Source organism: Agromyces molybdatiresistens (genome assembly GCF_052748445.2).
Genome location: NZ_CM188258.1, coordinates 1,328,846 through 1,353,893 on the forward strand (window position 1 = coordinate 1,328,846; position 25,048 = coordinate 1,353,893).

Annotated in this window: 24 protein-coding genes; 16 read left to right on the forward strand and 8 right to left on the reverse strand. The window is 73.0% G+C overall.

Annotation, left to right across the window (positions count from 1 at the left end):
* Positions 1–8: 8 nt before the first annotated feature.
* The 5 genes from ACULK2_RS06045 to ACULK2_RS06065 all read left to right on the forward strand — a co-directional run bounded on the left by ACULK2_RS06045 (position 9) and on the right by ACULK2_RS06065 (position 3,812).
* Positions 9–428 carry a cytidine deaminase gene (locus tag ACULK2_RS06045; RefSeq protein ID WP_445969425.1) on the forward strand — a complete coding sequence of 140 codons (420 nt, stop codon included), beginning with the start codon at positions 9–11 and terminating at the stop codon, positions 426–428.
* Complete coding sequence (locus ACULK2_RS06050; RefSeq protein ID WP_445969424.1) at positions 425–1,726, forward strand: thymidine phosphorylase; 1,302 nt, start codon at positions 425–427, stop codon at positions 1,724–1,726. Before ACULK2_RS06045 ends, ACULK2_RS06050 begins: the two co-directional genes overlap by 4 nt.
* A 92-nt stretch (positions 1,727–1,818) precedes the next feature.
* Positions 1,819–2,940, forward strand: a complete 1,122-nt coding sequence (locus ACULK2_RS06055) for an adenosine deaminase (protein WP_445969423.1) — start codon at positions 1,819–1,821, stop codon at positions 2,938–2,940.
* 102 nt (positions 2,941–3,042) lie between these two features.
* Complete coding sequence (locus tag ACULK2_RS06060; RefSeq protein ID WP_445969422.1) at positions 3,043–3,531, forward strand: PTS sugar transporter subunit IIA; 489 nt, start codon at positions 3,043–3,045, stop codon at positions 3,529–3,531.
* Positions 3,528–3,812 carry a PTS sugar transporter subunit IIB gene (locus ACULK2_RS06065; protein ID WP_155051976.1) on the forward strand — a complete coding sequence of 95 codons (285 nt, stop codon included), beginning with the start codon at positions 3,528–3,530 and terminating at the stop codon, positions 3,810–3,812. The genes ACULK2_RS06060 and ACULK2_RS06065 overlap by 4 nt, the downstream gene beginning before the upstream one ends.
* A 55-nt stretch (positions 3,813–3,867) precedes the next feature.
* Here ACULK2_RS06065 and ACULK2_RS06070 read toward each other — a convergent pair whose 3' ends face one another.
* A complete protein-coding gene (locus tag ACULK2_RS06070) occupies positions 3,868–5,613 on the reverse strand; it encodes a phospho-sugar mutase (RefSeq protein ID WP_445969421.1) in 1,746 nt (581 codons plus the stop codon).
* Positions 5,614–5,725: 112 nt separating this feature from the next.
* Positions 5,726–6,553, reverse strand: a complete 828-nt coding sequence (locus ACULK2_RS06075) for a purine-nucleoside phosphorylase (protein WP_445969420.1) — start codon at positions 6,551–6,553, stop codon at positions 5,726–5,728.
* Between the two features lie 170 nt (positions 6,554–6,723).
* Between ACULK2_RS06075 and ACULK2_RS06080 the strand changes: the two genes are divergently transcribed.
* Positions 6,724–8,154, forward strand: a complete 1,431-nt coding sequence (locus ACULK2_RS06080) for an NAD(P)H-quinone dehydrogenase (protein WP_445969419.1) — start codon at positions 6,724–6,726, stop codon at positions 8,152–8,154.
* Positions 8,155–8,315: 161 nt separating this feature from the next.
* Here ACULK2_RS06080 and ACULK2_RS06085 read toward each other — a convergent pair whose 3' ends face one another.
* Positions 8,316–10,085 carry an acetyl/propionyl/methylcrotonyl-CoA carboxylase subunit alpha gene (locus ACULK2_RS06085; protein ID WP_445969418.1) on the reverse strand — a complete coding sequence of 590 codons (1,770 nt, stop codon included), beginning with the start codon at positions 10,083–10,085 and terminating at the stop codon, positions 8,316–8,318.
* Positions 10,086–10,220: 135 nt separating this feature from the next.
* Entirely contained in the window at positions 10,221–10,865 is a 645-nt protein-coding gene (locus ACULK2_RS06090; RefSeq protein WP_445969417.1) for a Maf family protein, read from the reverse strand.
* Positions 10,866–11,071: 206 nt separating this feature from the next.
* Here ACULK2_RS06090 and ACULK2_RS06095 point away from each other — a divergent pair, with 206 nt between their 5' ends.
* The 4 genes from ACULK2_RS06095 to ACULK2_RS06110 all read left to right on the forward strand — a co-directional run bounded on the left by ACULK2_RS06095 (position 11,072) and on the right by ACULK2_RS06110 (position 15,355).
* Positions 11,072–12,343, forward strand: a complete 1,272-nt coding sequence (locus ACULK2_RS06095) for a class I SAM-dependent RNA methyltransferase (RefSeq protein WP_445969416.1) — start codon at positions 11,072–11,074, stop codon at positions 12,341–12,343.
* 75 nt (positions 12,344–12,418) lie between these two features.
* On the forward strand, positions 12,419–13,126 hold the full coding sequence (locus tag ACULK2_RS06100; RefSeq protein WP_445969415.1) for a response regulator transcription factor: 708 nt from the start codon (positions 12,419–12,421) through the stop codon (positions 13,124–13,126).
* Positions 13,113–14,348 (forward strand): sensor histidine kinase, encoded by a 1,236-nt coding sequence (locus tag ACULK2_RS06105; RefSeq protein ID WP_445969414.1) that lies wholly within the window; start codon positions 13,113–13,115, stop codon positions 14,346–14,348. Before ACULK2_RS06100 ends, ACULK2_RS06105 begins: the two co-directional genes overlap by 14 nt.
* Positions 14,345–15,355, forward strand: coding sequence for a DUF8320 family protein (locus tag ACULK2_RS06110; protein ID WP_445969413.1), 1,011 nt, complete (start codon positions 14,345–14,347; stop codon positions 15,353–15,355). The genes ACULK2_RS06105 and ACULK2_RS06110 overlap by 4 nt, the downstream gene beginning before the upstream one ends.
* Before the next feature lie 319 nt (positions 15,356–15,674).
* On the opposite strand, the gene ACULK2_RS06115 is transcribed toward ACULK2_RS06110, so the two are convergent.
* Together ACULK2_RS06115 and ACULK2_RS06120 are read right to left on the reverse strand one after the other, a co-directional pair.
* Positions 15,675–15,905 (reverse strand): acyl-CoA carboxylase subunit epsilon, encoded by a 231-nt coding sequence (locus ACULK2_RS06115; protein WP_445969412.1) that lies wholly within the window; start codon positions 15,903–15,905, stop codon positions 15,675–15,677.
* Positions 15,906–15,913: 8 nt separating this feature from the next.
* Positions 15,914–17,539 carry an acyl-CoA carboxylase subunit beta gene (locus ACULK2_RS06120; protein ID WP_445969411.1) on the reverse strand — a complete coding sequence of 542 codons (1,626 nt, stop codon included), beginning with the start codon at positions 17,537–17,539 and terminating at the stop codon, positions 15,914–15,916.
* 113 nt (positions 17,540–17,652) lie between these two features.
* Here ACULK2_RS06120 and ACULK2_RS06125 point away from each other — a divergent pair, with 113 nt between their 5' ends.
* From ACULK2_RS06125 to ACULK2_RS06135, 3 genes are all read left to right on the forward strand, one after another.
* Positions 17,653–18,492: a biotin--[acetyl-CoA-carboxylase] ligase gene (locus ACULK2_RS06125; RefSeq protein WP_445969410.1), complete on the forward strand. Its 840-nt coding sequence runs from the start codon at positions 17,653–17,655 to the stop codon at positions 18,490–18,492.
* A 7-nt stretch (positions 18,493–18,499) separates the two neighbouring features.
* On the forward strand, positions 18,500–19,060 hold the full coding sequence (locus tag ACULK2_RS06130; protein ID WP_445969409.1) for a PH domain-containing protein: 561 nt from the start codon (positions 18,500–18,502) through the stop codon (positions 19,058–19,060).
* Positions 19,061–19,155: 95 nt separating this feature from the next.
* Complete coding sequence (locus tag ACULK2_RS06135) at positions 19,156–20,010, forward strand: DarT ssDNA thymidine ADP-ribosyltransferase family protein (RefSeq protein WP_445969408.1); 855 nt, start codon at positions 19,156–19,158, stop codon at positions 20,008–20,010.
* Here the strand turns inward: ACULK2_RS06135 and ACULK2_RS06140 are convergent.
* Positions 19,977–20,603 carry a GtrA family protein gene (locus ACULK2_RS06140; RefSeq protein ID WP_445969407.1) on the reverse strand — a complete coding sequence of 209 codons (627 nt, stop codon included), beginning with the start codon at positions 20,601–20,603 and terminating at the stop codon, positions 19,977–19,979. The genes ACULK2_RS06135 and ACULK2_RS06140 overlap by 34 nt on opposite strands.
* Before the next feature lie 65 nt (positions 20,604–20,668).
* Between ACULK2_RS06140 and ACULK2_RS06145 the strand changes: the two genes are divergently transcribed.
* The 3 genes from ACULK2_RS06145 to ACULK2_RS06155 all read left to right on the forward strand — a co-directional run bounded on the left by ACULK2_RS06145 (position 20,669) and on the right by ACULK2_RS06155 (position 23,729).
* A complete protein-coding gene (locus tag ACULK2_RS06145; RefSeq protein ID WP_445969454.1) occupies positions 20,669–21,811 on the forward strand; it encodes a 5-(carboxyamino)imidazole ribonucleotide synthase in 1,143 nt (380 codons plus the stop codon).
* An 89-nt stretch (positions 21,812–21,900) separates the two neighbouring features.
* Entirely contained in the window at positions 21,901–22,368 is a 468-nt protein-coding gene (purE, locus tag ACULK2_RS06150) for a 5-(carboxyamino)imidazole ribonucleotide mutase (protein ID WP_445969453.1), read from the forward strand.
* The gene (locus tag ACULK2_RS06155) at positions 22,365–23,729 is read left to right on the forward strand and encodes an LCP family protein (RefSeq protein WP_445969406.1); all 1,365 of its coding nucleotides are present in this window, start codon (positions 22,365–22,367) and stop codon (positions 23,727–23,729) included. The genes purE and ACULK2_RS06155 overlap by 4 nt, the downstream gene beginning before the upstream one ends.
* Before the next feature lie 91 nt (positions 23,730–23,820).
* Here ACULK2_RS06155 and ACULK2_RS06160 read toward each other — a convergent pair whose 3' ends face one another.
* Positions 23,821–24,957 carry a glycosyltransferase gene (locus tag ACULK2_RS06160; protein ID WP_445969405.1) on the reverse strand — a complete coding sequence of 379 codons (1,137 nt, stop codon included), beginning with the start codon at positions 24,955–24,957 and terminating at the stop codon, positions 23,821–23,823.
* Between the last annotated feature and the right edge of the window lie 91 nt (positions 24,958–25,048).

Here is a 25,048-nt window from a genome sequence, read left to right on the forward strand (position 1 = left end):
CATCACCCATGACCGACCAGCAGTCGATCGACTGGGACCACCTGCGCGAGATCGCCCGAGAGGCGATGGCGAAGGCCTACGTCCCGTACTCGCAGTTCCCCGTGGGCGCGGCCGCCATCGCCGACGACGGCCGAGTGGTGAGCGGGTGCAACGTCGAGAACGCCTCGTACGGCGTGACGCTCTGCGCCGAGTGCTCGCTCGTGTCGGCGCTCGTCATGTCCGGCGGCGGCAAGCTCACCGCGTTCACCTGCGTGGACGGGCACGGCAACGTGCTCATGCCGTGCGGGCGCTGCCGTCAGCTCCTCTACGAGCACTCGGCGGAGGGGATGGTCCTCGAGACCGTCTCGGGCCTGAAGACCATCGACGAGGTGCTCCCCGACGCGTTCGGTCCCCGGCAGCTCGCAGAGTACCGGGGAGAGGGCGCATGAGCGCCGTCGAGGCCTTCGACGTCGTCGACCTGATCCGCACCAAGCGCGACCGCGGCGAACTCTCGACCGATCAGATCGACTGGCTCGTGGACGCGTACACGCGCGGCTACGTCGCGGACGAGCAGATGTCGGCGATAACGATGGCGATCTTCCTGAACGGGATGACGCGTCGTGAGATCCGCGACATGACGATGGCGATGATCGCGTCGGGTGAGCGGATGGACTTCTCGGACCTCGGGAAGCCGACGACCGACAAGCACTCGACCGGCGGCGTCGGCGACAAGATCACGCTGCCGCTGATGCCGCTCGTCGCGTCGTTCGGCGTCGCGGTGCCGCAGCTCTCGGGTCGCGGTCTCGGCCACACGGGCGGCACGCTCGACAAGCTCGAGTCGATCCCCGGGTGGCGGGCCGAGCTCACCAACGAGGAGATGTTCGCCCAGCTGCGCGACGTCGGCGGCGTGATCTGCGCCGCCGGGTCCGGGCTCGCACCGGCCGACAAGAAGCTCTACGCGCTGCGCGACATCACCGGCACCGTCGAGGCGATCCCGCTGATCGCGTCGTCCATCATGTCGAAGAAGATCGCGGAGGGGACCGGGGCGCTCGTCCTCGACGTGAAGTTCGGGTCCGGCGCTTTCCTCCAGGACATCGAGCGGTCGCGCGAACTCGCACGGACCATGGTCGAGCTCGGCGAGGACGCGGGGGTCGCCACCTCGGCACTCCTGACCAACATGAACGTGCCGCTCGGACTCACGATCGGCAACGCGAACGAGGTCCGCGAATCGGTCGAGGTCCTCGCCGGCGGCGGACCCGCCGACATCCGCGAACTGACCGTCGCGCTGGCGCGGGAGATGCTGGAGCTCGCGGGCGTCACCGACGCCGATGTCGAGGCGGCGCTCGACGACGGCCGCGCGATGGACACGTGGCGCGCCTCGATCCGGGCGCAGGGCGGCGATCCCGACGCGGCGCTGCCGGTCGCCAGGGAACAGCACGTCGTGACCGCCGATCGCGACGGCGTGGTGGTGCGCCAGGAGGCGCTGCCGTTCGGCATCGCCGCGTGGCGCCTCGGCGCCGGGCGCGCCCGCAAGGAGGACCCGGTGCAGCATGCGGCGGGGATCGACCTGCATGCGAAGCCGGGCGACACCGTACGCGCGGGCGAGCCACTCTTCACCCTGCGCGCCGACGAGCCGGCGCGGTTCGCGCGCGCGCTCGAGGCCGTGGAGGGTGCCTGGGAGATCGGCGATCCGGGGTCCGCCGTGCAGGACGGCGGGCCGCTCATCGCGGAGCGCATCGGCCGGTAGTCGGGGGCCTCGAGCAGGTCCGTTGCGCCGCGCGCCGTCGTACGCAGGGATTTCCCTGCGTCGGCGAGGCGCCCCGCCGCTATCGTGGTGGGGTGGACACGCACGCGACCGAATACCGGATCGAGGGGGACGGCACCGACATCCGGTCGCTGCCGAAGATCTCGCTGCACGATCACCTCGACGGCGGGCTGCGGCCGCAGACCGTCCTCGAGCTCGCCGACGAGATCGGGTTCGAGCTCCCCGCGACGGAGGCCGACGACCTCGGCCGCTGGTTCGCCGAACAGGCCGACTCGGGCTCCCTCGTGGAGTACCTGAAGACGTTCGACGTGACCACCGCGGTCATGCAGACGAGCGCCGGCCTCGCCCGCGTCGCGCGGGAGTTCGTGAACGACCTCGCCGAGGACGGCGTGATCTACGGCGAGATCCGATGGGCGCCCGAGCAGCACCTCACGCGCGGCCTGTCGCTCGACGAGGCCGTCGAGGCCGTGCAGGGCGGCCTCGAGGAGGGCGTCGACGACGTTCGGCGCCAGGGCGGGCGCATCCGCGTCGGTCAGCTCATCACGGCGATGCGGCACGCCGACCGCGGCCTCGAGATCGCCGAGCTCGCGGTGCGCCACCGTGATCGCGGCGTCGTCGGCTTCGACATCGCGGGCGCGGAGGCGGGCTTCCCGCCGAGCCGTCACCGCACCGCCTTCGACTTCCTCGCGACCCGCTTCATGCCGGTCACGGTCCACGCGGGCGAGGCGGACGGGCTCGAGTCCATCCGGAGCGCGCTCCTCGACGGTCGGGCGCTCCGCCTCGGCCACGGCGTCCGCCTCGCCGAGGACCTCACGATCGAGCGCCAGGACGACGAGAACACCTACGTCTCGCTCGGTCCCGTCGCGCAGTGGGTCCGCGATCGCGAGATCGCCCTCGAGACGAGCCCGTCGTCGAACCTGCAGACCGGTGCCATCGCGGCATGGGGCGAGGAGCTCGTCGACCACCCGTTCGACCTGCTCTACCAGCTCGGGTTCCGGGTCACCGTGAACACCGACAATCGCCTGCAGTCCGGCACGACGCTCACGCGCGAACTCGCGCTGCTCTCCGACGCGTTCGGCTACGACCTCGATGACTTCGAGGTCTTCCAGCTCAACGCCGCCGCCGCGGCGTTCCTCCCGCTCGACGACCGCGAGGACCTCGTCGAGCAGATCCAGGACGGCTTCGACGAAGCCTGAGTCGCGCCGGGCCCGTTCTCGTACGACTCGGGCCCGGGCCACGCGGCTTCCGCGACGTCGAACCGAGCACCGCACCCAGGACCACCCGCCGAACGGACATCGATGACCCTTCCTCCGCTTCCCGACGATGCGATCGTGCTCCGCGCCGAGGTCGCGGACTGGCGCGCCGCCGTTCGCGAGGCCGGGCACGCGCTCGCCCGGTCCGGAGCCACCGTGCCGGGATACACCGATCGCATGATCGAGGTCCTCGACGAGTTCGGCGCGTACATCGTCATCGCACCCGGCCTCGCACTCGCGCACGCACGGCCGGGTCCCGACGTGCGCCGGAGCGGCCTCTCGGTCGTGACCCTCGCCGAGCCCGTCGCCTTCGGGCACCCGCACAACGATCCCGTCCGGGTCGTCCTCGGGCTCGCCGTCTCCACTGCCGAGGAGCACGTCGGGAGCGTCGCCGACCTCGCGAACGTCTTCAACGAGCGCGACGCGATCGAGCGCCTCGCGCGTGCGTCGACGTCAGCCGAGGTGCACGCGGTCCTGCCCGCGTCCGGGGGCGAGACGAGGCCGGCGACGGATGCCGCGGAGACCCCCTCATGAGGATCGTCGCCGTGTGCGGCGTCGGCGTCGGCACCTCCGCCATCCTCAAGGGCAACGCCGAGCGCGCACTCGACCGGCTCGGGCTCACGGCAGACGTGACGGCGAGCGACCTCGCCGGCGTCCGGGAAGCGGCCGCCGACGCCCAGGTCGTACTCACCTCGACGGAGCTCGCCGACCGGGTGCGCGAGGCACTCGGCCGGACCTGGGCGGAGATCATCGAGGTCGAGAACTACTTCGACGTCGAGGAGATCGGGCGGAAGCTCGACGCCTCGCTCGGGTGAGCGCGGACCGCCGCCATGCGCCGGCTCGGGCGTCGAGCGTCCGAGCCGGCGCGGATCAGTCGACGAGCGCCCGCATGCCCGACTCGAGGCGCGACACGGCATCGGATGCCGCGGCGCGCCGCTCCTCGAGCGTGCCCTCCGTCGAGGCCGCGTCGATGTAGACCTTGAGCTTCGGCTCGGTGCCGCTCGGCCGCACCATCACGCGTGCGCCGCCCTCGAGCACCAGTCGGAGCACGTCGGACGGCGGGTACCCGTCGACGCCGGCGGCGAGGTCGTCGATGCGCTCGACCCGGATGCCGCCGACCTCGGTGGGCGGCTCGGCGCGCAGCCGCGCCATGACGTTCGCGATGCGCGACAGGTCGGTCACCCGGATGGAGACCTGCGTCGAGTCGAAGCTCCCGAAGCGCACCGCGAGTTCGTCCAGGCGGTCGGCGATCGTGCGGCCGTCGGCCGCGAGGCGGGCGGTGAGCGAGAGGAACGCGACGGCCGCGGAGATGCCGTCCTTGTCGCGGACCGTGCCGGGGTTGACGAGGTACCCGAGCGCCTCCTCGAAGCCGAACACGAGGCCGGGCGCGCGGGAGATCCACTTGAAGCCGGTCAGCGTCGCCCGGAAGTCGAGTCCGTGCGCGCGGGCGATCGCCTCGAGGCCGGGGGAGGAGACGATCGAGCACGCGAGCGTGCCGGCCGAGCCGCCGGCCTCGCCGGGAGCCGCGGCATCCGTCGCCCCTGCCGCGGGCGCGGCGGCCGCACCCGCCGCGACCTGCTCGGCGACCTGCCAGCCGAGGAGCAGCCCGACCTCGTTGCCGGTGAGGCGGCGGAAGCCGGCGGGATCGGCCGCGTCGGGGATCGCGATCGCGAGCCGGTCGGCGTCCGGGTCGTTCGCGATGACGAGATCGGCGCCGGCCGCGCGAGCGGCCTCGAACGACAGGTCCATCGCGCCGGGTTCCTCGGGGTTCGGGAACGCGACGGTCGGGAAGCGGCCGTCCGGTTCGATCTGCTCGGCGACCAGTGCCGGTGCGTCGAAGCCGGCCGTCTCCAGGACGCGGCGCATCGTCTCCCACCCGACGCCGTGCATGGCCGTGTAGACCACCCGCGGCTGCGCGGCGGGAGCGGAGGCCACGGCCGCCGTCGCGGTCACGTACGCATCGACCACGCCCTCGTCGGCCGTCTCGAACGGCCCGCGCGGGAGCTCCGGCACAGCTGTCTCCGCGGCCACGCGATCGATCTGCGCGGCGATCTCGGCGTCGGCCGGGGCGACGATCTGCGAGCCCTCGTCGGCGCCCCCGAGGTAGACCTTCATGCCGTTGTCGTTCGGCGGGTTGTGCGAGGCGGTGATCATCACGCCCGCGCTCGTGTCGAGGTGGCGGACGGCGAACGCGAGCACCGGCGTCGGCAGCAGGCGGGGGAGCAGGACGGCGCGCACGCCCGCCCCGGCCATGACCTCGGCGACGTCGCGCGCGAACACCTCCGAGTTGCGCCGACCGTCGTAGCCGACGACGACGCTCGGCGCCGCGCCGTCCGTCGTCCGCTCGAGGAGGTGGGCGGCGAGGCCCGCGGCGCCCTGCGACACGAGCACGCGGTTCATGCGGTTCGGCCCCGCGGCGATCTCGCCGCGGAGTCCCGCGGTCCCGAAGGCCAGTCGGGCATCGAAGCGGTCTGCGAGGTCGGCGGATGCCGCGGCATCCCCCTCGCGGACGCGCGCCACGATCGCGGTGAGCTCGTCCCTCGTCTCCGGGTCGGGATCCTGCGCGATCCACGCCTCGGCGAGGGTGATGCGGTCGGCGTCGGTGAGCTGCGGCATCCGTTGCCTTCTCTCTCGAATGCGGCGGCCGCCTGGCCAGCCGCGCGGGACGTGGAGTCGTCGTGCTGCGGTCGGCGGGTCGCGATGCGCGCCCGCCGGCCGCGGGCGCCGGTCAGATCGCCGCGACGACCTTGGCGAGCAGGTCGGAGATCGCGGCCTCGGCGGTGCGGCCGGCCTCGATGACCTCCTCGTGGCTGAGCGGCGTGGCCTGGATCCCCGCCGCCAGGTTGGTGATGAGCGACATGCCGAGCACCTCCATTCCCGCCTGGCGGGCTGCGATCGCCTCGAGGGCGGTCGACATGCCGACGATGTGACCGCCGATGGCCTTCGCCATCTGCACCTCGGCGGGCGTCTCGTAGTGCGGCCCGCGGAACTGCACGTACACGCCCTCGTCGAGCGACGGGTCGATGCCCTTGGCGATACCGCGGAGGCGCGCGGAGTACAGGTCGGTGAGGTCGACGAAGGTCGCGCCCTCGAGCGGCGAGTCGGCGGTGAGGTTGATGTGGTCGCTGATGAGCACCGGGGTGCCCGGCGTCCAGTGCTCCTTGATGCCGCCCGCGCCGTTCGTGAGGATCATCGTCGTGGCGCCGGCCGCCGCCGCGGTGCGGACGGAGTGCACGACCCGGCGCACGCCGTGGCCCTCGTAGTAGTGGGTGCGCGCGCCGATCACGAGCGCCCGTCGCCCGTCGGCCAGCGCGACCGAGCGGAGCGTGCCGACGTGGCCCTCGAGCGCCGGCTTCGAGAAGCCGGGGACCTCGCTCGCCGGGATCGTGTGGGTCGTCTCGCCGATGAGCTCGGCCGCGGCGCCCCAGCCCGATCCGAGCGTCAGTGCGAGATCGTGACGCTCGACGCCGGTGAGCTCCGCGATGCGGGCGGCCGCGTCGCGTGCGACGGCGAACGGGTCGGCGGTGGGGTCGTCGAGCGGGTTCTGCTGCTGCATCCCCTCATCGTACGCAAGGGGCGGATGCCGCGGCACGGCGTGCGCGCCGGCGTGCTCGTCTGCGCGAGCCGTCCGCCCGCCGGCCCGCGTTCGCGCGCCCGCGCGCTCTGCTGCACGAGCCGCCGGCCCGCGTTCGCGCCGCCGCCCGCGCGTACGCGAGAATGGTGGCCATGCACACCACCTTCGAGCGCACCCAGAGGATCGCCGTACTCGGAGGTGGACCGGGCGGGTACGAAGCCGCGCTCGCGGCCGCCCAGCTCGGCGCCGAGGTCACCCTCATCGAGCGTGCGGGCGTCGGCGGATCGGCCGTGCTCACCGACGTCGTCCCCTCGAAGTCGCTCATCGCCACCGCCGAGGCGTCGAACGCGGTGAAGGAGGCCGCCGACCTCGGCGTGCAGTTCTTCGCGCGCGACGGCGACGCGAAGGCCGTGAAGCCGGATGTCGCGATCAACCTCCAGGCCGTGAACAAGCGCCTGCTCGGGCTCGCGGCGCAGCAGTCGGAGGACATGCGCTCGAACCTGCTGGAGGCCGGTGTCAACCTCGTGCAGGGCGAGGGGCGGCTCGACGGCCCGAACGCCGTCATCGTCGCGACCGCCAAGGGCGGGACCGACTTCGACCGCATCGAGGCCGACACGCTCGTGATCTCGACGGGCGCGACGCCGCGCGTGCTGCCGTCGGCCGTGCCCGACGGCGAGCGGATCCTCACGTGGACGCAGCTCTACACGCTGAAGCAGGTGCCCGAACATCTCATCGTCGTCGGCTCCGGCGTCACCGGGGCCGAGTTCGCGTCGGCCTACCGGGCGCTCGGCGCCAAGGTCACGCTGATCTCCAGCCGCGAGCACGTGCTGCCCGGCGAGGACGCCGATGCGGCGACGGTCATCGAGAAGGTGTTCAAGCGCAACGGCATGAAGGTGCTCTCGAAGTCGCGTGCCGATTCGGTCGTGGTCGACGGCGACGGCGTCGTCGCGACGCTGACCGACGGCAGGGAGGTCCGCGGCTCGCACTGCCTCATGGCCGTCGGGTCGGTGCCGAACACGGCCGAGATCGGGCTCGAGGAGGCGGGCGTGCAGCTCGCCGAGTCGGGGCACATCCGGGTGAACCGGGTCGCGCGGACGTCGATGCCGAACATCTACGCGGCAGGCGACTGCACGACCTTCCTGCCGCTCGCGTCGGTCGCGTCGATGCAGGGCCGCACGGCGGTGTTCCACGCGATGGGCGACATCGTGAACCCGCCGGAGAACCGCAACATCACCTCGAACATCTTCACGCAGCCCGAGATCGCGACCGTCGGCTGGACCGAGAAGGAGATCGACGAGGGCGTCGTGCCGGGCACGGTCTACAAGCTGCCGCTGTCGTCGAACCCGCGCGCGAAGATGATGGGGATCCGCGACGGGTTCGTGAAGCTGTTCGCCTCGGCCGGGTCGGGGGCGATCATCGGCGGCGTCATCGTCGCGCCGAAGGCCTCGGAACTGATCTTCCCGCTCGCCCTCGCGGTCGAGCACCGCCTCACGGTCGACCAGTTCGCCGAGGCCTTCCCGGTCTACCCGTCGCTGACGGGTTCCCTCACCGATGCGGCCCGCGCCCTGCACGTCGTCCGCTGACCCGCGGTCGTTGCTGCTGCCGTTTCGCGAACAGATCCGGCCATGCCGATCGTCGGTCGGCCCGCACCGTTCTCAGGAGCCCGGCCCCCGGATGCGCGTCTCTCATGACATGCCCTGAGAAACGGCGACGCGCCGGAGACTCCTGAGAGGAGCGTCACGCCCTAGGCGTCGGCGATCGAGAGCAGGAGGTGGCCGCTCGAGACGGTGGTGCCGGGCTCGGCGTTGACGAGGCCGACGATGCCGTCCTTGTGGGCGACGATGGGCTGCTCCATCTTCATCGCCTCGAGCACGAGCACCAGGTCGCCCTTGACGACCTTGTCGCCCTGGGCGACCGCGACCTTGACGACGGTGGCCTGCATCGGCGCGGTCACGGCGTCGCCGGTGGAGGTGTCGACCGCGTGGTGCGCGGCACGGCGGCGCGGCGCCGGGCCGAGCGAGCCGTTCGACGACGGGGCGCCGGCGAGGCGCTTCGGCATCGACACCTCGATGCGGCGGCCGTCGACCTCGACGACGAGACTCGTGCGTGCGCCGGGGCCCTTGGTCTCGGCGAGCTCGCCCGTCCACGGCTCGAGCCGGTTGTCGTACTCGGTCTCGATCCAGCGCGTGTAGACCGAGAACGGTTCGTCCCCATCGGGCGCGAACGCCGCGTTGCGGACGATGTCGCGGTGGAAGGGGAGCACGGTCGGCAGCCCGGCGACGTCGAACTCGTCGAGGGCGCGCCGGGCGCGCTCGAGCGCGTCCTTCCGGGTCGCGCCGGTGACGATGAGCTTCGCGAGCAGCGAGTCGAACGCGCCCGAGATCTCGTCGCCGCTCGTGACGCCGGAGTCGACGCGCACGCCGGGGCCGCCGGGGAAGCGGAGCTGGTGGATCGGTCCGGGGGCCGGCAGGAAGTTGCGGCCCGGGTCCTCGCCGTTGATGCGGAACTCGAACGAGTGACCCGTCGTGACGGGGTCGGGGTAGTCGAGGACGCCGCCCTCCGCGAGCCGGAACTGCTCGCGCACGAGGTCGAGCCCGGTGACCTCCTCGGAGACGGGGTGCTCGACCTGGAGGCGCGTGTTCACCTCGAGGAACGAGACGGTGCCGTCCTGCCCGATGAGGAACTCGCAGGTGCCCGCGCCGACGTAGCCCACCTCGCGGAGGATGGCCTTGGACGACTCGTAGAGCAGGCGGTTCTGCTCCTCGGTGAGGAAGGGCGCCGGCGCTTCCTCGACGAGCTTCTGGTGGCGGCGCTGGAGCGAGCAGTCGCGCGTCGAGACGACGACGACGTTTCCGTGTTCGTCGGCGAGGCACTGGGTCTCGACGTGGCGCGGCTTGTCGAGGTACTTCTCGACGAAGCACTCGCCGCGGCCGAACGCGGCGACGGCCTCGCGGGTCGCGGACTCGAACAGCTCGGCCACCTCGTCGCGCGAGCGCGCGACCTTGAGGCCGCGACCGCCGCCGCCGAACGCGGCCTTGATCGCGACGGGCAGGCCGTGCACGTCGACGAACTCGAGGACCTCCGCGGCATCCGCTACGGGGTTCAGGGTGCCGGGTGCGAGCGGCGCGCCCACCTTCTCGGCGACGTGCCGGGCGGAGACCTTGTCGCCGAGGCGCTCGATGGCCTCGGGCGAGGGCCCGATCCAGATGAGGCCGGCGTCGATGACGGCGCGGGCGAAGTCGGGGTTCTCGGCCAGGAAGCCGTAGCCGGGGTGCACGGCGTCGGCGCCCGAGCGGCGCGCGACCGAGAGGAGCTTGTCGATCACGAGGTAGGTGTCGGCGCTCGTCGACCCGTCGAGCGCATAGGCCTCGTCGGCGAGCTTGACGTGGCGCGCGTCGCGATCCTGGTCGGCGTAGACGGCGACGGAGGCGAGCCCGGAGTCGCGGGCGGCGCGGATGACGCGGACGGCGATCTCGCCGCGATTGGCGATGAGGACCTTGGTGATGCGACGCATGATGACCAAGCCTATTGGCGGATTCCCAGCCGCCTTTGGGCGGTGCGCACAAAAAAGGCGCGCAGGTGTTTCGGTGGGGCACAACGAATCGGATGCCGCGGCCGCGGTGATGCAGCCGGTCGCACGACGTCGGGCTCAGCGTGCGCCGAGGTCCCAGAGGTCGATCCAGTCGACGCCGAGCTCGCGGACGAGGTCGCGCAGCGTCGACAGCGAGAGTCCGACGACGGTCGACGGATCACCGTCGACGGATCGGATGAACGGTCCGCCGAGGCTGTCGACCGTGAACGCCCCGGCCACGGCGAGCGGCTCGCCCGACGCGATGTAGGCGTCGATCTCGTCGTCGTCGAGCCGGGCGAACGAGACCGTCGCCGAGGCGCCACGGCCGATCGCGCCGCGCACGGCGCCGCCGCGGTGGTCGATGACCCAGTGGCCCGACCAGAGCACGCCCGAACGTCCGTTCTGCTGCGCCCAGCGTTCGCGCGCGACCTCGGGGCGGTGGGGCTTCCCATGCAGCACCCCGTCGACCAGGAACGCGGAGTCGCCGCCGAGGATCAGGCCGTCGATCGGCGCACCGTCGACGTCGCGCCCGACGATCGCCTCGGCCTTGAGCCGAGCGAGCAGTTGCACGAGGTCGTGCGGGGCCAGCGGGCCGTGCTCCGCCTCGTGCGCCGCGACCGCCGCCTCCTCGTCGACGCCCGGGGCCACGAGCGCCGGCTCGATCCCGGCCTGCCGCAGCAGCTGGCGACGGGCGGGCGAGGTCGAGGCGAGGTAGAGGCGCATGCCTCCATCCTGCCGGGTGGCGCGCGCGATGCCGCGCCCCTCGCGGCATCGCCGAACGCACCGGCGACGGCGCCTGCTTCCGGCGCGCGCACGGGTCGGTGTGCGATGCTCGGACGATGGCCCAATCCCGTCGCCGCCCCTCGCGCCGAAACGGCTCCGCGGGTGCGCGGCGCTCAGCCCCCGCACGTCCCGCCCGGCCCGGGCCGATGCTCGAGCTCGACGTCGAGCGGATCGCGCACGGCGGCGTCGCGATCGCCCACCACGAGGGCCGCGTCGTCTTCGTCGCCGACGCGATCCCGGGCGAGCGCGTGCGGGTGCAGGTGACGGATGCCGGTCGCGACCGCTTCTGGCGGGCGGAGACGCTCGAGGTGCTCGAGGCGTCGCCCGACCGCCGCGCGCACGTGTGGGCCGAGGCGTCCGTCGACCGCGCACCCGAGGACCGCGCGGGCGGCGCCGAGTTCGGGCACGTCCTCATGCGCCGGCAGCGCGAGTTGAAGGCCGACGTGCTGCGCGACGCCCTCGCGCGGATGGGAGGCGTCGAGCGCGACGTGGAGGTCCGTGCGGTCGACGCCGAGCTCGCGCCGGGCGTCGACGCCGCGGCCGGTACCGGATGGCGCACGCGGGTGCGCCTGCACGTCGACGCCGACGGGGCCGTCGGTCCGTACGCGGCCCGCAGCCATCGGATCGTCCGCGTCGCGTCGCTGCCGCTCGCGGTCGCGGAGCTCGAGGCGATCGCGCCGATCGCCGGCGCCGGAGTGCGAGCAGCTGCGGGCCGCGACCTCGACCACGCCACCGCGATCGACCTCGTCGCGACTTCCACGGGCGTGGCCGAGCTCATCGTCCGCGCCGCAGGCGAGCGCCGGCCGGAGCATCCGCCGACCGTCGTCGAGCGCGTCGGCGATCGCGAGTTCACGCTCGACCGCGGCGGCTTCTGGCAGGTGCATCGCGGCGCCGCCGCGACCCTCACCCGAGCCGTGCAGCGCGCGATCGACCCCGACCGATTCGACCCCGGCGCGGACAACCAGGACCTCTACGGCGGCGTCGGCCTGCTCGCCGCCGCGGTGGGCGACCGGTTCGGCCCGTCCACCCGCATCACGACCGTCGAGGCCGACGCCCGCGCGACCGAGCACGCAGGCTCGAACCTCGCCGACTGGGTCGGCGCTCGCGCGGTCTCCGACCGCGTCGACCGGTACCTGGACCGATTGGCCGAGGAGACGGATGCCGCGGCCCGCGGCCTGCGCGGCGCCACCGTGGTGCTCGACCCGCCGCGTGCCGGCGCGGGGCGCGCGGTCGTCGACCGGCTGGCGGAGCTCGGGCCGGCGCAGGTCGTCTACGTCGCGTGCGATCCGGTCGCGCTCGCGCGCGACGTCGCGACGTTCCGGGCGCATGGCTACGAGCTCGAGACGCTCGAGGCGTTCGACCTCTTCCCGAACACGCACCATGTCGAGGCCGTCGCCCGGTTGACGGCTATCGTGTGATGACGGCGGGAGTCCGACGGCGTGGCCGGGGAGGCATCCGCACGACAGGGAGGACGGCGTGACGGGGGAGCGGGCGTGACGGCGCAGACGAGCGGGACCGCGAAGACGGCCACCACGACGGTGGCGATCGTCGACGACCACGAGGCGGTCCGCCTCGGACTCCGCGCCGCGTGTCGCGACGCCGGCTACGCGGTGGTCGCCGACACGGCCGACGTGCCGACGCTGCTCGCCGCGTTCGACGACCCGGCGGTCGATCCGCCGAAGGTCGTGCTCCTCGACCTCTCGCTCGGCGACGGGTCGACGGTGACCGACAACGTCCGGGCGGTCCTCGCGACGGGCAGCCAGGTGCTCGTGCACAGCATCGCCGACCGGGTCGCCGCGGTGCGCGAGGCCCTCGCGGCCGGCGCCGCCGGCGTCATCCCGAAATCCTCGCCGACGGCGGCGGTGATCGCCGCCATCGCGACGGTCGCGCGCGGTGAGGCGCTGAACAACGTGGAGTGGGCGAGCGCGATCGAGGCCGACCGCGAGTTCGCGAGGGCCCAGCTCGGGCGACGTGAGCACGACGTCCTGCACCTCTACGCCTCGGGCCTGCCGCTGAAGCTCGTCGCCCAGCAGCTGGGGATCGCGCACTCGACGGCGCGCGAGTACCTCGACCGCATCCGGGCGAAGTACGTGGAGGTGGGCCGACCCGCCCCCACGAAGGTCGATCTCCTGCGCAGGGCGGTGGAGGACGGCATCCTTCCGGGGCTCGATGCCGAGGCGGGCGGGGATGCCCGCCGCTGACTGGCGGGCGAGCCGGCTCGTCCCACGCCGTGCGGCGGTGAGCCGTGCACAGGTCGAGACCGTGGCCGGTCGCGCGCTCGGCGCGTTCGGCCTCGTGTTCGGCGCGCAGACCGTGCCCTCCGCGGTCGAGCAGTCGGCCTACCTCGCCGACGGCGCCGGCGTGGCCATGATGGCCCTGGTCTACGGTGCGATCGCCGCGCTCGCCGCCGCGACGTTCACGCGCGTCGCCGTGCGGGCCGCGGCGCTCGCCTTCGCCGGCATCTACGTGATCTCGCTCCTCGCCTGGCCGTTCCTGGTGGTGGACACCGCGGCGATGGCGGGCGGCACGCCGTGGCTGTACTACCTCTGCAACGTGGCGACGACCGCGGCCGTGATCGCGCTGCCCGTGACGCCGGCGGCCGCCTACACGAGCGCCGTTCCGGCGGTGTACGGCGTCGTGCGACTGAGCCCGTCGGGCGGCGGAGCCGATGCGCTCATCGCCGTGCTCGACACGATGTACGCGGTCATCCTCGGCATCGTCGTGCTCGTCATCATCACGATGCTCCGGCAGGCCGCGATCGCGGTGGATGCGGCCCAGGAGGCCGCCCTCGAACGCTACGACGCCGTCGCACGCCGGCATGCGACCGAGATCGAACGCGTCAAGATCGACGCGCTCGTGCACGACAGCGTCCTGACGACCCTGCTGTCGGCCGCGGCGTCCCGCACTCCTGCCGAGCGCACGCTCGCCGCGCGCATGGCGGTCGACGCGGTGCGGCGTCTGGACGAAGCGGCCGTCGAGGTGCCCGGCCTCGACGACCGGGTCGCGCTCACGGTCCTCACGCGCCGACTCCGCAGCGGCGTCGCCGGGTTCTCGGCCCCGTTCATCGTGCGCATCGAGGACACGGTCGGCGTCGAGCTGCCGGTCGAGGCGATCGACGCACTCTCGTCGGCCGCGATGCAGGCGATGGTGAACAGCGTCCAGCACGCCGACGGCCCGATCGGGCGGGTGCGCCGCGAGCTCGAGGTCCGAGGCGTCGGGGCGGGCGGATGCGTCATCCGCGTCGTCGACAACGGTGCCGGCTTCGACCCGGCGACGGTTCCCGCGAGCCGCCTCGGGCTCCGGGTCTCGATCGAGGAGCGGATGGCGAACGAGGGCGGGTCTGCGCGGATCGAGTCGGTTCCCGGCGAGGGGACGACGGTGACGCTCGCGTGGCCGGCCGGGGTGGAGGCGGGCGGCGCATGATCTCCGTTCCGCGCTGGCTGCTCATGGCGCTCGCCGCGATGTTCTCGGGCTACCACGTCGTGCTCGGCGTGTCGTCGCTGTCGACGGAGGTCGCGGCCTCGCCGTGGCCGATCATCGTGGCCCTCGCGCTCTACGCGATCGCGACCGTCTTCAGCCTGTGGCCCGCACGGCGGGCGCGCATGCCCGACTGGCTCGCCGCGCTCGACCTCGCGGTCGCGATCGTCCTCCCCGTGCTCGTCACGAGCCAGCTCGACCCCGCGGCCGACAACGGCTACGCGACCTGGTACGTCGCCGCGGTGGGGACGCTGATGACGATCGCCGCCGCTCGCCGGCAACTGGTCGTCGCGTGGGTCGGGGTCATCGTGCTCGCCGTGCAGACGGTCGTGTGGGCCGGGCCCCTCGCCCTCGGCGAGCTCGGCGTCATCGGCAGCCTCGTCTGGGTGGGCATCGCCCACATGCTGTCCGCGGCGCTGGCCGGAGCCGCCCGCGCGACCCGACGGTACGCGCAGGCCGAGCGCGAGGCGGCCGCGTGGCAGGCCGCGCAGGACGCGCACCTCTTCGAGGGACGGATGCGGCTCGCGCAGACCCAGCGGCTCGCCTCGCCCATGCTGCGGCGCATCGCCGACGCGGGGCACGCGCTGAGCGATGGAGAGCGTGCCGAGTGCCGCACGCTCGAGGCCGCGATCCGGGACGAGATCCGGGGCCGGATGCTGCTCACCGACGCGGTGCGCGCAGCCGTGCGGAACGCGCGGGACCGGGGTGCCACGGTGACGCTGCTCGACGAGGGCGGGATCGACGACCTGGACGAGGCGGAGCGCGATCGGATCCTGTCGCAGCTTGCCGAGGTCGTCGACGCGACCAATGCGGACCGGATCATCGCGCGGACGGCGGCCGAGGGTTCGCCCGTCGCGGTCACCGTCGTCGGGCTGAGCGGCGGCAACGGCGAGACGGTCGAGTCGGAGGACGCCGAGGTCGAGCTCTGGCTCGAGATCCCGCGCGCGGGCTGAGCGGGTTCCGCCGGTCGCGTTCCGGAACGTCCCCGGACATGGAAGCGGGGGGTCGGCCCCTACCGACCCCCCAGCAAGCCCGAGTCACGGCGACAACCCGAATATCGCCCTGACTCGCCCCCAGAGCGCCACCGGTTACCCAGCCGGTGACGGATACGACTCCGATGGAGTGCGTACGTCCATGGTACGGATTCGCCGGGCCGTGCGAAGTCAGCATTTCGGGGGACATGGGGGACACATCCGCCGACGATCGTGGAGCTCACGAGGCATCCGGCCCCGGAACGGGGGACGTCGGTGTCGCGGGCGGGCGCCCGACCGCTCAGCGCGCGGAGCCGGCCCAGCGCCCGTGGCCGACCTCGATGCGCGGTCGGAGGGCGTTCCGAGGGTGGGACCAGTCGTTGCGCGGGGCGGGCTCATCGCCGGACTGCGCCTCGCGGACCGTCCGGACGAGGACCGCCGTCACGGCGGCGGCCTCCTCGGGCGTCACGTCGCGCGTGAGGAACCTGAGGTCGAGGGCCTCGTCGTCGCCCTCGGGGGATGCGCTGGTCATCGTGCCTCCTAGAGCGGGATGTTGCCGTGCTTCTTCGGCGGCAGGCTCGCCCGCTTGGTGCGGAGCGCGCGCAGCGCCTTCGTGACCGACACGCGCGTCGCCGCCGGCTCGATCACGCCGTCGAGCTCGCCGCGCTCGGCGGCGAGGAACGGGGAGGCCACGTTGTACGTGTACTCGTTGGCGAGCTTGGTGCGCACGGCCGCGACGTCCTCGCCGGCCTCCTCGGCGCGCTTGATCTCGCCGCGGTACAGGATGTTGACCGCGCCCTGCCCGCCCATGACGGCGATCTCGGCGGTCGGCCAGGCCAGGTTGATGTCGGCGCCGAGCTGCTTCGAGCCCATCACGATGTACGCGCCGCCGTACGCCTTGCGAGTGATGACCGTGACGAGCGGGACGGTCGCCTCGGCGTAGGCGTAGAGCAGCTTCGCGCCGCGGCGGATGACGCCCGTCCATTCCTGGTCGGTGCCGGGCAGGTACCCGGGCACGTCGACGAGCGTGAGGATCGGGATCGAGAACGCGTCGCAGAACCGCACGAAGCGCGAGGCCTTCTCGCCTGCGGCGATGTTCAGCGTGCCGGCCATCTGGCTCGGCTGGTTCGCGATGATGCCGACCGAGCGGCCCTCGACCCGCGCGAAGCCGACGACGATGTTCGGGGCGAACAGCGGCTGCACCTCGAGGAAGTCGCCGTGGTCGACGATGCCCTCGATGATCGCGTGCATGTCGTACGGCTGGTTCGGCGAGTCGGGGATGATCGCGTTGAGCCTGCGATCGTCGTCGGTGATCTCGAGTTCGACCTCGGCCTCGTAGACGGGTGCCTCCGACATGTTGTTGTCGGGCAGGAACGAGACGAGCGTGCGGGCGTAGTCGAGCGCGTCGGACTCGTCGCTGGCCAGGTAGTGCGCCACGCCCGAGATCGTGTTGTGCGTGAGCGCGCCGCCGAGCTCCTCCATCCCCACGTCCTCGCCGGTGACGGTCTTGATCACATCGGGGCCGGTGACGAACATCTGGCTCGTCTTGTCGACCATGATCACGAAGTCGGTGAGTGCGGGCGAGTACACCGCGCCGCCGGCGGCCGGGCCGCAGACGATCGAGATCTGCGGGATGACGCCGGAGGCGGCGGTGTTGCGGCGGAAGATCTCGCCGTACTTGCCGAGCGCCACCACGCCCTCCTGGATGCGGGCGCCGCCCGAGTCGAGGATGCCGATGATGGGCACGCCGGTCTTCAGCGCGTGCTCCATGACCTTGATGATCTTCTCGCCGGCGACCTCGCCGAGCGAGCCGCCGAAGATCGTGAAGTCCTGCGAGTACACCGCGACCGGGCGACCGTGGATCGTGCCGAGGCCGGTGACGACGGCGTCGCCGTACGGGCGCTTCGCGTCCATGCCGAACGCGTGCGTGCGGTGCCGCACGAACTCGTCGAGCTCGACGAACGAGCCCGGGTCGAGGAGCTCGTCGATGCGCTCGCGCGCGGTCATCTTGCCCTTGGCGTGCTGCTTCTCGATGGCCGCCTCGCCCGAGGCCGTCACGGCCTCGTGGTAGCGCTGCTTGAGGTCGGCGAGCTTGCCCGCGGTGGTGAAGAGGTCGGGGCCGTCGGTCGTCGATTCGGTCACGCCGTTCACTCTACCGGCGCCCATCCGGCCCGCTTCGTTGAGGGATCCCCACAAAAAGGCGCGGGTGCATGGTGGTGATCGCCACCGCCGCCGCGTCGGCGGACACTACCCTGATCCTCGACGGAAGGGGAGGTCGGATGGACTGGGAGCGATCGCGGCGGACGGTGCCGAGGTTCGAGTGGCTCGATTCGACCGGGTCGACGAACGACGTCCTCCGCGAGGCGGTCACCGGGGCGGATGCCGCGGGCTGGCGCCACGGCGCGACCGTCGTGACCGACGACCAGACGCACGGCCGCGGACGACTGGGGCGCACCTGGCTCGCGCCGACCGGCAAGACGCTCGCGATCAGCGTGCTGGTCCGCCCCGCCAACCTGACCGGGCCGCCGCTGCCGCCCGACGCGCTCGGCTGGCTGCCGCTCATCGCCGGCGCCGCGATGACCGAGGCGGTCCGCGGTGCGCTCGCCGCGGCATCCGTCGACCGCGGCGGTGAGGAGGACGGCACCGGCGGCGTCGAGGCGTGGCTCAAGTGGCCCAACGACGTGCTCGTGTCGGGGTTCAAGGTGTGCGGCATCCTCTCGGAGCTCGTCGCGGACGGCGCCGTCGTGATCGGCGCGGGCCTGAACCTCACGCTCGACGAGCACGACCTGCCGACGCTCACCTCGACCTCGCTCCTGCTCGCGACCGGCGTCCGGCCCGACGCCGATGCCGTGCTCGCCGACTACCTCGAACGGCTGCTCGCGCTCGTCGAGGCGTTCACCGCGGCCGGCGGCGACCCGGTCGCGAGCGGCGTCGCGGACCGCGTGTCCGCGCTCTGCGGGACGCTCGGGCAGGATGTGCGCATCGAGCTGCCGGGGGGCGCCGAGCTCATCGGGTCGGCGCTGCGCATCGACGGCGACGGGCGGCTGGTCGTCCGCGACGACGAGAACGGCGACGAGCAGGCTGTCGCCGCGGGGGACGTCACGCACCTGAGGTATTAATGGGCCTATGGGGGAGACGTCCGAGGTTCCCGGACCCGAGGGTTCGGAGCGGGTCGTGGCGCGACTGCGTCGGCACGGTCGCATCCTCGTCCTGCCCGCACTGCTCCTGATCGCCGTCGCGGGCGTCACCGCCTACGCCGTGCCCTGGCTCGACGAGGGCTGGCCCCGGCTGGCCGCGATCGTCGCCGGCGCGCTCGTCGTGGTGCTCGGGGCGCTGCTGCCGTACCTCGGCTGGCTGAGTTCGCGGACCACCATCACCACGCGACGCGTCATCGTGCGCCGCGGCCTGTTCGTGCGGGTCCGGCGGGAGCTCTGGCACCGGTCCGGGTACGACGTGCAGGTCACCCGCTCGTGGCTGCAGCGGACGGCGGGCTCCGGCGACGTGCGCCTCGAGACGGGGCACGAGGTGGCGGTGGTGCTCCGGGACGTCCCGGGGCCGCTCGCGGTGCAGGCCGCGCTGCACGAGCTCATGGCCGAGGCGCACGCCCTCGGCGGTCCCGCCGTCGGGCCGGCCGCGAGGCCCGCGGCGTTCGCGTCCGCCGACACCGTCACGTGGGGCGGTCGCTGAGCGTCCCGTGCACCGGGCGCGGAGACGGAGCGCGTACGCTGGTCCGCGGCCCGCGCACCCGGTCGGGCCGTTCGGGACGAAAGGCGACACCGCACTTGGGCGAGGAATGCATCCACGGATTCGACGAGGGCCTCTGCGCGATCTGCTCGCCGCCTCCCGAGCCCGCGGTCGCACCGAAGCCCACCCGCACGACGCGATCGACGACGGGCCGGAGCACGCCGCGCGAACGTGCCACGCTGCGCGAGGCTGCGCCCGCGGCATCCGCTCGCCCCGCCCGCGGGAGGAGCAGCGCCTCCACGCCGCCGATCGACGTCGCCGCCACGCGCATCTACCACGTCACGCACATCGAGAACCTCGGGCGGATCCTCGGCGCCGGCGCGCTGCTCGCCGACGCGGGCGACCCGCCGGCTGCGCCGGCCGTCGACGTCGCCGCACCCGCCGCGCGCGAGTACCGTCGCACGGCGACCGTGCCCGGCGCCGACGCGACCGTCGCCGAGTACGTGCCGTTCCTGCTCAGCACCGACGCGCACGTCTGGGATGCCATCCGCACCGGGACGCCCGATCCGCGGCTCGCTCCCGAGGCGGTCGAGCGCGCCGCGGCCGACCACGTCATCCTGGTGTCGTCGGTGGCGGCCGCCGCCGGCGCACGGCGCGAGACGCCCGGCGAGGTCGTCGTCAGCGCGACCGATGCCGCGGTCGGCGGCGCCGACCTCGCGGCGGACTGGGCCGCGGTCTCGCGGGCCGTGGTGCGGCTCACCCTCGCCGACGAGGGAGAGGGCCTCCGCACGGGCGAACTCCTCGTCCGCGGCAGCGTCCCGCTCGAGCGGATCGCCCTCATCGCGGTGTCCAACGACCGCGTGCGCGACCGCGTGCGGGCCGCGCTGCAGGCGGTCGGCGCGAAGACGCGGGTGGCCGTCTACCCGCCCTGGTTCCTCGGCTCGGCGGACTGAACCGGGCCTGCGGTCCCGGCGTCCGGCGTCCGTCCGGCGGGCGTGTCGCCGATCGGCGACGGCTCGAGCGGCGGCTGCTCGAAGAGGGCGCGCTGCGCCTCCTCGACCCGGGCGAGGTTCGAGAGCCCGTCGCTGCGGTGGTGACCGTAGACCCAGTAGCGGTACAGCAGGAACCGGAACGCGGTGCCGAGCGCGAGGCCGACGACGTTCGTCGAGATGTTGTCGGCGAGCAGGCTGGTGAACCCGAGCAGGTGGTGGCTGATCCAGAGGCAGAGCAGCGAGATCGCCATGCCGCCGAGCGAGACGACGAGGTACTCGGCGAACTCGCGCAGGACGTGCCGCCGGCGGTGGCGGCGGAAGGTCCAGTAGCGGTTGCCGAGCCAGTTGAACACGATCGCGACGCTCGTCGAGATGGTCTTCGCGCCGATCGCGCTCTGCGCCCACGTGTCGGTGCCGAACACGCCGACGCGCAGCGCGTTGAAGAGCGCGACGTCGATCACGAGACCGATGAGCCCGACCACGCCGAACTTCACGAGGTACGCGAGGAACCCGTGCCATGCCCGGGACGCGAGGGCGCGGAGGGACTCTGGCATCCCCCGATCCTAACGATCGGTCGCCCTAGACTGGGATGTCGCGGCGATCGGCGCCGTGGGAACGGATGGTGCGTCAGGTGCGAGTCGGAGTGATCGGCGCAGGGCAGCTCGCCCGCATGATGATCCCCGCGGCGATCGAGCTCGGCGTCGAGCTTCGGGTGCTCGCGGAGGCCGACGGCATGGCGGCGGGGCTCGCGGCCGACCGGGTCGGCGACTACACCGACCTCGACGCGGTGCTGCCGTTCGCCCGCGAGGTCGACGTGGTGACCTTCGACCACGAGCACGTCCCGCAGGACGTGCTCCGCGCCCTCGTCGACGCCGGGATCGCGGTGCACCCCGGCCCCGACGCACTGCGCTTCGCGCAGGACAAGCTGCTCATGCGCGAACGGCTCTCCGAACTCGGCCTGCCGGTGCCCGACTGGGCGCGCGTGTCGACCCCGGAGGAGCTCGACGCGTTCATCGCCGAGCACGGCGGCTCGGCCGTCGTGAAGACCCCGCGCGGCGGCTACGACGGCAAGGGCGTCCGCGTCGTGCGCGCCGCCGCCGAGGTGGCCGAGTGGTTCGCCGCGATCGCCGAGGACGGCCGGGACGGCGCCCTGCTCGTCGAGGAGCTCGTCGACTTCCGGCGCGAACTCGCCCAGCTCGTCGCCCGCCGCCCGTCGGGCGAGGTCGTCGCGTGGCCGCTCGTCGAGACCGTCCAGGTCGGCGGCGTGTGCAGCGAGGTCATCGCACCCGCTCCGCACTCCGCGGGCCGGCTCGCGGATGTCGCGGCCGACGTCGCCGTCGCGATCGCCGAGGGCCTCGGCGTCACGGGCGTCCTCGCCGTGGAGATGTTCGAGACCACCGACGATCGCGTGCTCGTCAACGAACTCGCCATGCGGCCGCACAACTCCGGGCACTGGAGCATGGACGGCGCCACCACGGGGCAGTTCGAGCAGCACCTCCGCGCGGTGCTCGACCTGCCGCTCGGCGGCACCGGGTGCCACGCCGACTGGTCGGTCATGGTGAACCTGCTCGGCGGGCCCGCCGAGGGCACGCTCACCGACCGCTACGCGGAGGCGCTCGCCGCGCACCCGACGGCCAAGATCCACAACTACGGCAAGGCCCCGCGTCCCGGCCGCAAGGTCGGGCACGTGACCGTGATCGGCGACGACCTCGACGACGCGGTGTACGAGGCGCGCGCGGCCGCGGCGGCGCTGCAGGACTAGCGCGCGGCTGCGGGGAACTCGCAGCCGCTGGCCCTACTATCGATCGAGTGATCGCAGGCAACCCCACCACCCCGCTCGTCGGCGTCGTCATGGGCTCCGACTCCGACTGGTCCGTGATGAAGGACGCGTCCGACCTGCTCGACGAGTTCGGCGTGCCGCACGAGGTCGAGGTGGTCTCCGCGCACCGCACGCCCGAGAAGATGATCGCGTACGGCAAGGAGGCCGCGGGCCGCGGCATCCGCGTCATCATCGCCGGCGCCGGCGGGGCCGCGCACCTGCCGGGCATGCTCGCGTCCGTGACGACCCTCCCCGTCGTCGGCGTGCCCGTGCCGCTGTCGCGGCTCGACGGGCTCGACTCGCTGCTCTCGATCGTGCAGATGCCCGCCGGCGTGCCCGTCGCGACCGTGTCGATCGGCGGGGCCAGGAACGCCGGGCTGGTCGCCGTCAAGATCCTCGCCACGTCCGATGACGCCCTCCGCGACGCCCTCGCCGAGTATGCCGCCTCGCTGGCGGCGCTCGTCGAGGAGAAGAACGAACGGCTGAAGTCGTCCCGATGAGCCTCGCCGACAGTCCGATCCGCTACCCGGACGCCGCCTCGCGCCCGCTCATGACGCGGCGCGGGTGGTGGCTCGTCGGCCTCAACATCCTGATCCCGGGCTCGGCCCAGGCGCTCGCCGGCAACCGCCGTCTCGGCCGGTTCGGGCTCGGGGCGACCCTCGTCCTCTGGGTGCTGCTCGTGGTCGCGCTCGTCACCTGGCTGGTGTCGCCCGCGATCGTCTACACGCTCGCGTCGAACAGCGTCGTGCTCTGGGTCGTCGCCGTCGCTGCCGTGTTCTACGCGGTGCTCTGGGTGGTGCTGACATTCGACACGCTCCGTCTCGTCCGGCTCGTGAAGGCCGTCCCCTCGGCGCGCGCCGGTATCGCGGGCCTGGCGATCGTGGTCATGACGGTGGCATCCGGCGCCGCGGCCTACGGGGCCTACGTCGCGACGACCGCGAGCGGCTTCCTCTCATCGGTCTTCGTCGCCGGCCCCAGCGAGCCGCCCGTCGACGGGCGCTACAACATCCTCCTGCTCGGGGGAGACGCCGGACCGGATCGCGAAGGGCTGCGGCCGGACAGCATCCGCGTCGTGAGCGTGGATTCCGAGACCGGCCAGGCGGTCACCATCGGGCTTCCGCGCGACCTCACGAACGTGCCGTTCGACGAGTCGTCGCCGCTCCGCGCGACCTACCCTGACGGATACGGCGCCAACGGCGTCTGCGACGTCGACGTCTGCCAGCTCAACTCGATCTACACCGAGGTCGAGCTGAAGAGCCCCGAGCTCTATCCCGACGCCGTCGCCGAGGGCAGTGAGCCGGGGATCGAGGCGATGCGCGACGCCGCCGAGGGCATCACGGGCCTCACCATCCAGTACTACGTGCTCATCGACATGGCCGGCTTCCAGCAGCTCATCGACGCGCTCGGCGGGGTCACGATCGACGTCCCGCACGACGTGCCGATCCACGCGGACGAGACCTTCACCACGGTCGCCGAGTGGATCCCGGCGGGCGAGCAGCACCTCGACGGCTACCACGCGCTCTGGTACGCGCGCTCGCGGCACGGCACGAGCGACTACGACCGCATGGCCCGGCAGCTGCAGCTCCAGGAGGCCGTGCTCGCGCAGTTCAACGCCGCGAACGTGCTCTCGAAGTTCCAGGACGTCGCCGCGGCCGGGTCCCAGGTCGTGAAGACGGATGTCCCGCAGTCGATGCTCGGGTACTTCGTCGACCTCGCGGGGAAGACGAAGGAGCTGCCGATCGTCGACGTGCCGCTCGTGCCCGACAACGGCATCGACCCGCTGGACCCCGACTACGAGCTGGTCAGGCAGATGGTCCAGGATGCGCTCGTGCCTCCGACCGCGGAGCCGGAGGAGGGCTGAGCCGCCGTTCGTCGGACGGCGCGTGAAGCTGAATGCGCCGCCGTCGGGCGCCGGACCGCCGGCGGACCCCGGCCGAGGATCCGATGCCGCGTCAGAGGTCGGCGTGGAGGTGCCAGATCCGCTCCGCGGAGTCGCGCCAGTCGTAGGCGCGGGCGCGGTCGTGTCCGGAGATCGCGAGCCGGTTCGCCGCCTCGCGGTCCTCGACGACGCGCGTGATCGCCGCGGCGAGGCGATCGGCGAACCCGTCGCCCACGCCGATCGGCACGGTGAGCCCGCCGCCGGCCGAGACCTCGACGTACGCAGGGGTGTCCGAGTGGATCACCGGCGCGCCGAGCGAGAACGCCTCGATGAGCTCGGTGCCGGAGTCGTCGTCACGTGCCGGAGCGAGGTAGGCGGTGGCGCCGGCGATGACGACCGCCAGGTCCTCGGGCGCGAGGTCGTCGAAGCGGAGGATGCGCCGTGCGTCGACACCGAGCTCGTCGGCCGTCTGGGCGAGGTGCTGGTCGCCCCAGCTCTCGGGCCCGACGACGACGAGCGGGATCTCGGGGACGCCGCGACGACCGAGGGCCGTCAGCACGTCCACCAGTCCCTTGCGGGGCTCGAGCGTTCCCGAGACGACGAGGTACGCGCCGGGCAGGCCGAGCTGCACCGCCCGCGCCTGCGCATCCGGTCCGACCTCCAGTCCCGATCGAGGCGCCGTGCCGACGACCCGGATCCGGTCGCCGAAGTCGGCGATCATCGAGAGCCGGTCGGCGAGCGCGTGCGTGGGGACGACCACGGCGTCGGCATGCCTGCGCGCCCGCTTCAGCATGCCCTTCTGCCAGGCGACCGAGGCGGAACTCAGCGCCTCGGGGTGGGTCCAGGCGACTACGTCGTGGACCGTGACGACGGTCTGGTCGCCGGCCGTGGCGTCGTGCTTGCGGAGCGGGGCGAAGAGGCTGGTGCCGTGGATCATCCCGCCGCCCGGCGACGTGGTGAGACCGAACTGCCACGCCGCAGCCAGCTCGCGACGCGCGAGCGACGACTTGTAGAGGGCGGACATGCCCGGCAGTTCCGTCTCGAGACGTGCGTAGTCGTCGGGCGGCGACGACGAGACGACGCCCTCGACCTCGCAGCCCGGTGGGGTCGCAGCGATGAGCGCCCGGCCGAGGTCGCGCGTGTACCGGCCGACGGCGCCGGGGACCGGCGCGACGATCTGGTCGACGATCAGGCGGAGGGTCGTGGTCACCTCGGGCCTCCTACGACTGGTTCGAGCATGCCGCCGGGGTCGGGCACGCGACGGCCCCAAGACTAGCCGCCGCGGCTCGGAGCGCGACGCG

Coding starts and splice junctions, on each gene's coding strand:
- ACULK2_RS06045 (WP_445969425.1), top strand. CDS start 9: ATGACCGACCAGCAGTCGATCGACTGGGACCACCTGCGCGAGATCGCC.
- ACULK2_RS06050 (WP_445969424.1), top strand. CDS start 425: ATGAGCGCCGTCGAGGCCTTCGACGTCGTCGACCTGATCCGCACCAAG.
- ACULK2_RS06060 (WP_445969422.1), top strand. CDS start 3,043: ATGACCCTTCCTCCGCTTCCCGACGATGCGATCGTGCTCCGCGCCGAG.
- ACULK2_RS06065 (WP_155051976.1), top strand. CDS start 3,528: ATGAGGATCGTCGCCGTGTGCGGCGTCGGCGTCGGCACCTCCGCCATC.
- ACULK2_RS06070 (WP_445969421.1), bottom strand. CDS start 5,613: ATGCCGCAGCTCACCGACGCCGACCGCATCACCCTCGCCGAGGCGTGG.
- ACULK2_RS06075 (WP_445969420.1), bottom strand. CDS start 6,553: ATGCAGCAGCAGAACCCGCTCGACGACCCCACCGCCGACCCGTTCGCC.
- ACULK2_RS06080 (WP_445969419.1), top strand. CDS start 6,724: ATGCACACCACCTTCGAGCGCACCCAGAGGATCGCCGTACTCGGAGGT.
- ACULK2_RS06085 (WP_445969418.1), bottom strand. CDS start 10,085: ATGCGTCGCATCACCAAGGTCCTCATCGCCAATCGCGGCGAGATCGCC.
- ACULK2_RS06090 (WP_445969417.1), bottom strand. CDS start 10,865: ATGCGCCTCTACCTCGCCTCGACCTCGCCCGCCCGTCGCCAGCTGCTG.
- ACULK2_RS06095 (WP_445969416.1), top strand. CDS start 11,072: ATGCTCGAGCTCGACGTCGAGCGGATCGCGCACGGCGGCGTCGCGATC.
- ACULK2_RS06105 (WP_445969414.1), top strand. CDS start 13,113: ATGCCCGCCGCTGACTGGCGGGCGAGCCGGCTCGTCCCACGCCGTGCG.
- ACULK2_RS06110 (WP_445969413.1), top strand. CDS start 14,345: ATGATCTCCGTTCCGCGCTGGCTGCTCATGGCGCTCGCCGCGATGTTC.
- ACULK2_RS06115 (WP_445969412.1), bottom strand. CDS start 15,905: ATGACCAGCGCATCCCCCGAGGGCGACGACGAGGCCCTCGACCTCAGG.
- ACULK2_RS06120 (WP_445969411.1), bottom strand. CDS start 17,539: ATGGGCGCCGGTAGAGTGAACGGCGTGACCGAATCGACGACCGACGGC.
- ACULK2_RS06125 (WP_445969410.1), top strand. CDS start 17,653: ATGGACTGGGAGCGATCGCGGCGGACGGTGCCGAGGTTCGAGTGGCTC.
- ACULK2_RS06130 (WP_445969409.1), top strand. CDS start 18,500: ATGGGGGAGACGTCCGAGGTTCCCGGACCCGAGGGTTCGGAGCGGGTC.
- ACULK2_RS06140 (WP_445969407.1), bottom strand. CDS start 20,603: ATGCCAGAGTCCCTCCGCGCCCTCGCGTCCCGGGCATGGCACGGGTTC.
- ACULK2_RS06145 (WP_445969454.1), top strand. CDS start 20,669: ATGGTGCGTCAGGTGCGAGTCGGAGTGATCGGCGCAGGGCAGCTCGCC.
- purE (WP_445969453.1), top strand. CDS start 21,901: ATGGGCTCCGACTCCGACTGGTCCGTGATGAAGGACGCGTCCGACCTG.
- ACULK2_RS06155 (WP_445969406.1), top strand. CDS start 22,365: ATGAGCCTCGCCGACAGTCCGATCCGCTACCCGGACGCCGCCTCGCGC.